This is a genomic window from Sphingopyxis sp., from assembly GCF_036675685.1.
GTDB lineage: Bacteria > Pseudomonadota > Alphaproteobacteria > Sphingomonadales > Sphingomonadaceae > Sphingopyxis.
On record NZ_JAKFEM010000054.1, the window covers coordinates 1 to 9,392 of the forward strand.

The 9,392-nt window shown below is 64.2% G+C and carries 5 protein-coding genes; 4 read left to right on the plus strand and 1 reads right to left on the minus strand.

The window, feature by feature from the left end; genetic code table 11:
* From V6M50_RS18315 to V6M50_RS18325, 3 genes are all read left to right on the plus strand, one after another.
* A partial coding sequence (locus tag V6M50_RS18315; RefSeq protein WP_332820019.1) for a DUF7507 domain-containing protein occupies positions 1–1,414 on the plus strand: 1,414 nt, incomplete at its 5' end.
* A gap of 36 nt (positions 1,415–1,450) precedes the next feature.
* Positions 1,451–3,196, plus strand: a complete 1,746-nt coding sequence (locus V6M50_RS18320; protein ID WP_332820020.1) for an ATP-binding cassette domain-containing protein — start codon at positions 1,451–1,453, stop codon at positions 3,194–3,196.
* Positions 3,196–4,509, plus strand: a complete 1,314-nt coding sequence (locus V6M50_RS18325; RefSeq protein WP_332820021.1) for an HlyD family type I secretion periplasmic adaptor subunit — start codon at positions 3,196–3,198, stop codon at positions 4,507–4,509. Before V6M50_RS18320 ends, V6M50_RS18325 begins: the two co-directional genes overlap by 1 nt.
* Before the next feature lie 397 nt (positions 4,510–4,906).
* On the opposite strand, the gene V6M50_RS18330 is transcribed toward V6M50_RS18325, so the two are convergent.
* Entirely contained in the window at positions 4,907–7,171 is a 2,265-nt protein-coding gene (locus tag V6M50_RS18330) for an NADP-dependent malic enzyme (protein WP_332820022.1), read from the minus strand.
* Positions 7,172–7,301: 130 nt separating this feature from the next.
* On the opposite strand from V6M50_RS18330, the gene mutS reads away from it, so the two are divergent.
* A partial coding sequence (gene mutS, locus V6M50_RS18335; protein ID WP_332820023.1) for a DNA mismatch repair protein MutS occupies positions 7,302–9,392 on the plus strand: 2,091 nt, incomplete at its 3' end.

The following is a 9,392-nucleotide window of genomic DNA, read 5'->3' on the forward strand; positions in this document are numbered from 1 at the left end:
TGCCGCGGGCGACGTGGCGCAATATACGGTCAAGGTCACCAACACGGGCAACGTCACGCTGACCAACGTCACGGTGGTCGATCCGCTGACCGGGCAGAATATCTCGGGGGTGACCCTCGCGCCGGGAGCGAGCCAGACCTACGACACCAGCTATGTCCTGACGCAGGCTGACCTCGACAATAATGGCGGCGGCGATGGCGACATCGACAACACCGCGACCGCCGACAGCACCGAGACCGATTCGGTCGACGACAGCGCCGAGGCCCCGATTGCGCCGGCGCCGTCGATCGACCTCGAAAAATTCGTCTCGGTCGATGGCGGAGTGACCTATGACGACGCCGACAACGCCGATGGCCTGCAGAATGTGAATATCGGTGCGCCTGTTTCCTTCATGATCACGGTCGCCAACACGGGCAACGTCTCGCTCACCGACGTCAACATCACAGACATCAATAAGACAGGTGGCCTCCCTGGGGTGCCGATCGACCTTTCCGGCGTCACGATCAGTGAGTCCGGGGTCGCCAATGGCATTCTCGACGTCGGGGAAACCTGGACGCTGAACTATACCCAGCCGTTCGACGCCGGGGTTCATCTGAACACGGCGACGGTCACTACCGCACAGGGCGTTGGGGACATCGACGATGCTTATTATTACAGCCTCGTCAACGAGGGGCCGGGTGTGCGGACGCCTGGATTCTGGGGCAACCTTGGCTTCACATTCTGGGACGGCATCCAGGGCAACGAGCCGAAGCAGGCCGGGACACCGGGCTTTGCCGATGGCGAATTGCTGTACGGTGTCGACACAAATGGTGACGGCGTCGCGGGCGGCGCGGGGGACAAGGTCGGCCTGTTGGTCGGCGACTATGACCATGACGGTTTTACGGACGCCGATGAGGATACGCTGTTCATCGAACTGAAGGACGCCCAGACGCTCATCAACGCATCGAACAAGCAGATGAACGACGGGGTATATAAGCTTGGCCGCGATCTTGTCGCGACCTGGCTGAACAGCCTCGCCGGGAACAATATCGGCGATGCGTCGGATACGGAGTCGCCGAAACATTATATCGACGATGCGGTCGACTGGCTCCAGAAGTTCGCAGGAACGACGGGGCTGGAGGACGAGGCGAAAGATGTGTTCAAGTTCGGCGCGGCGGTTAAAACCAGCTCCTCAAACTGGAACGCTCCCGTCAACGGGATCGATCACAGCGCCAACGACATGCATTCCGCGCTCGACCATTATAACAATGACGGCACGACGTCGGATGGCGGGACAGTCTATGGCCACGACGCGGACAGCTCACTTTTCGTGACCGCGCTGACCTTGGCCAAGGCGACGCCGGACTATTTCATTTCGGATAACGGACCGGGGGATAGCAGCCTGACGATCCATCAGACACAACTCTTCGCCTGACGCGCACATGACCACCGACGTATAGGGGGGCAGCGAGTGCTCGGAAATATCCAGGGGCAGGGGCACGGCATTCTGGCTGGCGACCGGATGCTGGGCCTCTCTGAATGGCTATCAAAGCCATTGCATGAAAATCGGTGGCTCTATGTCCGCGTCGGCGTGGCGGCGGCGCTGATCAATATCTTCGGCCTGTTTCTCTCGCTTTACACGATGACGGTCTATGACCGCGTCATACCGACGAGCGCCTATGCGTCGCTCATCGGCCTGACGATCGGCCTGATGATCGTCATCGTGGTTGATTTCATCATGAAAGGGCTGCGCGCCTATTTCGTCGACGTCGCCGGCGTGAGGCTGGACCAGCGGATCGGCCGCGCCCTGTTCGCAAAAATACTCGACATGCGGCTCGACCAGCGGCGGGGCTCGACCGGCAGCCTGTCGGCTATCGTGCGGGAAGTCGATACGGTGAAGGATTTCTTCGCCTCCGCCACAGTGTCGGCGCTTGTCGATGTGCCTTTCCTGCTCCTCACCCTGCTTGTGATCGGATTGTTGGGAGGTGAGGTGGTTTGGGTGCCGATCATCCTCGTCCCGCTTGTGCTCGCATTTGGCCTTGCCCTGCAGCCCTCGCTGCGAAAGCATGCGCACGTCATGCTCAGTACGAGCTTGTCGAAGCAGTCCGTTCTTGTGGAGACCATCGGAAGCCTGGAAACCGTCAAAGTCTCCGGCGCTGGTCCGATGCTCGATAGGCGGTACGACCAGGCGGTCGAAGTGCAGGCGCTGACTTCCATGCGCCAGCGGGTGATCGCCAATCTGGCGGTGAACAGCGCGCTGTCGGCGCAGATGCTGTGTTATGCGGGCGTGGTCTTCATCGGCGTCTTCAAGATTGCCGATCAGGAGATGACCATGGGGGCGTTGATCGCTTGCTCCATCCTTGCGGGCAGAGCGGTCGCACCCTTGTCGCAGATCGCCCAGCTCCTGACCCGTATTCACTCGGCACGCACGGCCTACCGCCAGCTCGACGCTTTCATGAAACAACCCGACGAAGGCGGAGAGACGGACCGGGCCACGCCGATGTTCATTGAAGGCGGGATCGAGTTTCGTGACGTTGATTTTCGGTATCCGGGTTCGGCCGAATTCGCGTTGCGCAACATTTCGTTTCGGGTGGCACCAGGTGAGCATGTCGCGCTGATCGGTCCAATCGGATCGGGCAAATCGACGGTCGCGCGGCTGATCGCGGGTCTCTATGAACCCGTTTCGGGGCTCGTGATGATCGACGGCATCGATATTCGTCAAATGGAACCGCGGGCGATGCGTTCGAAGATCGGTGCATTGTTGCAGGACAATAACCTGCTGACCGGTACGATCCGCGAAAATATCGAACTGTCGCACGATCCGGACGACAGCGAACTGCACCGTGTTTCAGCCCTCGCCGGGGCGCAGGATTTTATTTCTACCCTGCCGCACGGATATGAGCTGAGATTGAGCGATCGTGGCGAAGGGCTTTCAGGGGGACAGCGACAATCGATCGCGCTTGCCCGGGCGCTTTATAGGCAACCGCCCATCATGCTCCTTGATGAGCCGACGTCGTCGATCGACACCGACACTGAAAGTGGCCTCATCGAACGGCTGAAGGGTGAGTTTGTGGGGCGGACCCTGATTTTGGTGACCCACCGGCCCAGCCTCCTGGCATTGGTGGACAGGGTCATATTGATGGCGCGCGGACGAATTATCGTTGACGGTACGCCGGACCAGATCAGCCAGAAGATATCGCTCTTGAGGGCAAGCTGATGTCTGACATTGTCCCATATTCCGCAATTGCCCATTATGAAGATCGAGCGCTCTCGGTTGAGCCGCGCCGTATGGCCAGCTTCATGCTTTACATTCTGGCCGGCTTTTTCGTTCTTTCGATCATCTGGGCAGCCTTCACGACGATTGACCGCACTGTTCGCGCTACGGGTCAGGTTATCCCCAGCGCCAAGTTGCAGGTCATATCCAACCTCGAGGGTGGCGTCGTCGAAGCCATCAATGTCCACGCCGGCCAACGCGTCAGCAAGGGGCAGTTGCTCGTCCGGCTCAGCCCGACGCTGACCGGCGCGGCCTATGCGAGCGGCGCGGCGGGGGTGGAAGCCTTGCAAGCGAAGGCCGACCGGCTTCGCGGGGAGGTTCTCGGAACGCGGCCGGCTATTCGCGGTACGAGTGCAAGCGAGCAGGTCGCCATGGAGCAATCGCTCTATGCCTCGCGGAAAACAGAATATGACAGCCTCGTCGGTGCCGCCGAGGCGCGGTTGACGCAGGCACAGCGTCAGGTTTCCGAAGCACGGGCGTCGGTGGCGGCACGCACATCAGCTCTTGAGGGCAGGCGGACGGAACTGGAAATGATCCGGCCACTGGCTGTGCAGTCGATCGTTCCAAAAATCGATCTGGTACGGGCGGAAAATGGCGTTGCGGTGTCGCAGAGCGAAGTCGATGCCGCCCAGTCCGCGCTGTCGCGCGCTATCGCTGGCGTGGCGGAGGCACAGGCGCAACTTGCTCAACAGCGCAGCGACTGGAAGTCGGAAGCCGCCAATGAGCTGACCCAGGTTCAGGCCGAGCTTGCGTCGCGGGAGACCGCACTTCCGGCGCTCAAGGACAAGGTCGATCGAACCAAGGTGCGCGCGCCCATGTCGGGTATCGTCAACCGCGTCCTCGTGACGACCATCGGTGGCAGCGTGCCGGCGGGCGAGCCCGTCGTGGAAATCGTGCCCGCCGAATCTGTCCTCCTGATCGAGGCATCCGTGCGCCCGTCTGACATCGCGAACGTCCGCTTCGGTCAGAAGGCTCGCGTCGAGGTTACGGCCTATAATTCGTCCGTGTTTGGCTGGATGCAGGGCGAGGTGGTCTCGATATCCCCGGACGCCATCTACAATGAAGCGCTCAAGGAAAGCTTCTATGCCGTTCAGGTCCGCACGGTCGGCCCACCGCTCAAGGACGCCAACGGACGAAATTTGCGCATAGGCGCCGGCATGATCGCGATGGTCAGCCTTTTGGGCGAGAAAAGATCGATCCTTTCCTACCTGCTGACGCCGCTGACGCGGCTGAAGGAAACGGCATTTCGCGAATAAGCCATTTTGTCTGTGCTGGACGAGGGGGAGCCCTGGTTACGCGCGCGGACGAGGCAAATTGGCCAGTCACCCCGTCCCCGTTGACCCTGGGGCGGGATGCGCCCCGCCGAGTTTTCCCGCTCGGCGGGGCAACCGTGGCGGTTGAACACGTTGGTTCCCGGCTGCTCTTTGCCGTCGCGGTCCCCGACGATTGGTCAAAGGCCGAGGGCCGACGCCCCCCTCTCTCGTAATCCTGACGCGAAAGCCGACCGGCTGTTGCTGTCTTTCCGTTCCGAATATCCTTATTCATCATGGGTTCGGATGCGCTTTGCCGCCGGACGGCTATCGGCCCAGTCTGGCGGCAAGGTTGCCATCATCGGTGCCCCGCCTTCGCGGGGGCGATGATCTTGCCAAATAGCTACTGCGCGATTCCGCCCGCCGCGAGGACGGCCAGCGTGACGAGGTCCGACGCCGGCGATGCCATCGTCGCGACCTGCACCGGATGCTCCATGCCGACCAGCATCGGGCCGATCACCGCACCGCCGCCCAGTTCGCGCAGCAGCTTCGCCGACAGATTGGCCGACTGCAGCCCCGGCATCACCAGCACATTCGCGGGACCCGACAGGCGGCAGAAGGGGTATTTCGCCATCACCTTCTCGTTGAGCGCGACGTCGGGCGCCATTTCGCCTTCATATTCGAAGCCGGGTTTGCGCTGGTCGAGAATCGCCACTGCCTCGCGGATATTGTCGAGCCAGCTTCCGGGCGGATTGCCGAAGGTCGAATAGGAGAGGAAGGCGACGCGCGGTTCGTGTCCCATGCGGCGCGCGACCTGTGCGGTGCGTTCGGCGATATCGGCGAGCATTTCCGCCGACGGCCGCTCATTGACCGTCGTGTCGGACATGAAAATCGTATGATGCTGGCCAACGAGGACATGGATGCCGAACGGCGTCTTGCCTTCGGCATGGTCGATCACACGGCGCACTTCGCGCATCGTCTGCGAATAGGTGCGCGTGACGCCAGTGATCATTGCGTCGCCAAGCCCGAGCTTGAGCAGCAGCGCACCGAAGATATTGCGGTCGCGATTGACCATCCGCTCGACGTCGCGGCGCAAATAACCCCGCCGTTGCAGCCGTTCGTACAGCATGTCGACCATCTCGGGCACGTGCGGTGAATTGACGCTGTTGTGGACCTCGTAACTTTCGGGGTCGGCGACGCCCATTTCCTTCAGCTTGTCGCGCAGCCCTTCGCGGCCGACGAGCACCGGGGTGCCATAGCCGCCATCGCGGAACTGGATCGCCGCGCGCAGCACGACTTCTTCCTCGCCTTCGGCAAAAACGACACGCTTCGGGTTGTTGCGCGCCGCTTCATAGGCGAGCGTCAGCACCGACGTCGTCGGGTTGAGCCGCGCGCGCAGCCGCGTGCGATACGCGTTCAGATCGGCGATCGGCCGCTGCGCAACGCCCGTCTGCATCGCCGCTTCGGCGACCGCCGCCGGCACGATTTCCATCAAGCGCGGGTCGAAGGGCGACGGGATGATATATTCGGGGCCGAAGCTCGACGCCCGCCCGCCATAGGCCGCGGCGACTTCCTCGGGCACCTGCTGGCGCGCAAGGTCGGCGATGGCATAGGCCGCCGCGATCTTCATCTCTTCGTTGATTGCGGTCGCATGGACATCGAGCGCGCCGCGGAAGATGAAGGGGAAACAAAGGACGTTGTTGACCTGGTTGGGGTAGTCGGACCGCCCCGTCGCGATGATCGCGTCAGGTCTTGCGGCGCGGGCATCGGGCGGCGAGATTTCGGGATCGGGGTTCGCCATCGCGAAGATGATCGGCGCGGGCGCCATATGCTTCACCATCTCGGGCTTCAGCGCGCCCGCGGCCGACAGGCCGAGGAACACGTCGGCGCCGACCAGCGCTTCGGTCAGGTCGCGCGCCTCGGTCGGCACCGCATGCGCCGATTTCCACTGGTCCATGCCTTCGGTGCGGCCCTGGTAGATCGTGCCCTTGCGGTCGCACATGATGACGTTTTCGTGCCGGACGCCCATCGCCTTGATCAGCGCGGTGCACGCGATCGCCGCGGCGCCGGCGCCGTTGACGACGACCTTCACCGTATCAAGGTCGCGGCCGGTCAGGTGGCAGGCGTTGATCAGGCCCGCGGCGGTGATGATCGCGGTGCCATGCTGGTCGTCATGGAACACCGGGATGTTCATCTTCTCTTTCAGCGCCTGCTCGATGATGAAGCAGTTGGGCGCCGCAATATCCTCGAGGTTGATGCCGCCGAAGCTCGGCTCGAGCAGCGCGACGGCGTCGATGAAGGCCTGCGGATCTTCGGTATCGACCTCGAGGTCGATCGAATCGACGTCGGCAAAGCGCTTGAACAGCACCGCCTTGCCTTCCATCACCGGCTTCGAGGCGAGCGCACCGAGGTTGCCGAGCCCGAGGATCGCGGTGCCGTTCGAAATCACCGCAACCAGATTGCCCTTGATCGTATAATCATAGGCTTTCGCCGGATCCTCGGCGATCGCCAACACCGGAACCGCGACACCGGGCGAATAGGCAAGGCTGAGGTCGCGCTGCGTCGCCATCGGTTTCGATGCGACGATCTCGATTTTCCCGGGCCGTCCATATTCGTGGTAGAGCAGGGCCTCGCGGTCGGAAAACTGCACCTTGCTGCCACTATCCATCGTCTATCCTCTCAGTTGATCCACAAGATGCGCGCCCGAGCCCATTCCCTAACGTCGCCTTGGCGAAATGGAACCGCGAATCGCGTGGCACGCCTTGCCACGGGGCTATATCCATCCCTAAGCATGTCGCATGCCTGTCACCGCCCGTACGCCAGCCAATTCCAACGCGACCGCTCCCGCCGCCACGCCGATGATGGCGCAATATTGGACGCTCAAGGAAAAGGCGGGCGATTGCCTGCTCTTCTATCGCATGGGCGACTTCTTCGAACTCTTCTTCGACGATGCCAAGGCGGCGGCGGCGACGCTCGACATCGCGCTCACCGCGCGCGGTGAGCATGACGGCGAGCCGGTGCCGATGTGCGGCGTCCCCGTCCACGCCGCCGAATCCTATCTCGCACGGCTGATCCGCGCCGGCCACCGCGTCGCGATCGCCGAGCAGGTCGAAAGCCCCGCCGAGGCCAAGGCGCGCGGCGGGTCGAAGGCGCTCGTTGCGCGGGCGATCGTCCGCTTCGTCACCGCCGGCACGCTGACCGAGGAAAGCCTGCTCGAAGGACGTAGCGCCAACCGTCTCGCCGCGCTGGCCGAGGTCGGTAGCGAGGGCGAGGTCGCGATTGCGGCCGCCGATATTTCGACCGGACGGTTCGAGGTGGTCGCGGTGCGCCGCGACGCGGTCGACGCCGAACTTGCGCGCCTCGCCCCGTCCGAACTGTTGGTCAGCGAGGCGGGCGGCGACGCTCCCGCCTGGACCGTGCGGCAGGTCGTCCGCCGCCCGCCGGGCGATTTTTCGAGCGCCGCGGCGCAGAAGCGGCTGGAAAGCTTCTTCGGGGTCCAGACGCTCGACGGCTTCGGCACCTTTTCGCGCGGCGAATGCGCGGCGATGGGGGCGCTGGTCGCCTATCTCGACCATGTCGGCACGGGGCAGCCGATCTTCCTCCAGCCGCCGCTGCGCGTGTCGGCGGGTGACCGCATGGCGATCGACGCCGCGACGCGCGAGAGCCTCGAGCTTGTCCGCACGATGGCGGGGACGCGCGAGGGCAGCCTGCTCGGCACGATCGACCGCACCGTCACCGCGGCGGGCGCGCGCCTTCTCGCCGACGACCTTGCAAGCCCGCTCACCGACAAAAACGCGATCCTCGACCGGCTCGACCTCGTCGATGCGCTCGCGCGCGATGCGCTGTGGCGCGGCGAGCTGCGCGCGGCGCTGCGCGCGCTTCCCGATGCCGGCCGCGCGCTGGGCCGCCTCGTTGCCGGGCGCGGCGGGCCGCGCGACCTGGCGCAGCTCCGCGATGCGCTCGGCGGCGCGCGGATTTTGCGCGAACGCCTTGCGCGCCGGCCGGATCTGCCGCCGCTGCTCGCGCGTCTGCTCCCCGGGCTCGACGGCCATGGCACGCTCGTCGACGAACTCAGCCGCGCGCTGATCGAAACCCCGCCGGTCGACGCGGCGCAGGGCGGCTATATCGCCGAGGGCTATGATCATGCGCTCGACGCGCTGCGCGAAACCGCGCGTGACGGGCGGAAAGCGATCGCCGCGCTCGAGGCGGGCTATCGCGACCGCACGGGCATCGCCTCGCTCAAGATCCGCCACAATGGCGTGCTCGGCTATCATGTCGAGGTGCCCGCGAAGCATGCTGACGCGCTGATGGCGCCCGAATCGGGCTTCACGCACCGCCAGACGCTCGCCGGCGTGGTGCGCTTCAACTCGTCGGACCTGCACGAGGCGGCGAGCCGGGTGACGCAGGCGGGGGTGCATGCCGTCGCTGCCGAGGCGGCGCATCTCGAATCGTTGACCGACGCCGCCGTGGCGCGCCGCGAGCACATCGCCGCAAGCTGCGACGTGCTCGCACGGATCGACGTCGCCGCCGCGCTTGCCGACCATGCGATGAGCCACAATTGGTGCCGCCCCGATCTCGCCGACGACCCGTGTCTCGATGTCAGCGGCGGGCGCCATCCGGTGGTCGAGGCGGCGCTCGCGAAATCGGGTGAGCGCTTCGTCCCCAACGACGTCTCGCTGTCGACAAGCGACCGGCTGTGGCTCGTCACCGGGCCGAACATGGGCGGCAAATCGACCTTCCTGCGCCAGAATGCGCTGATCGTCGTACTCGCGCAGGCGGGCGGCTTCGTCCCCGCCGCATCGGCGAAGCTCGGGCTCGTCGACCGGCTGTTCAGCCGCGTCGGCGCGAGCGACAATCTCGCGCGCGGGCGCTCGACCTTCATGGTCGAG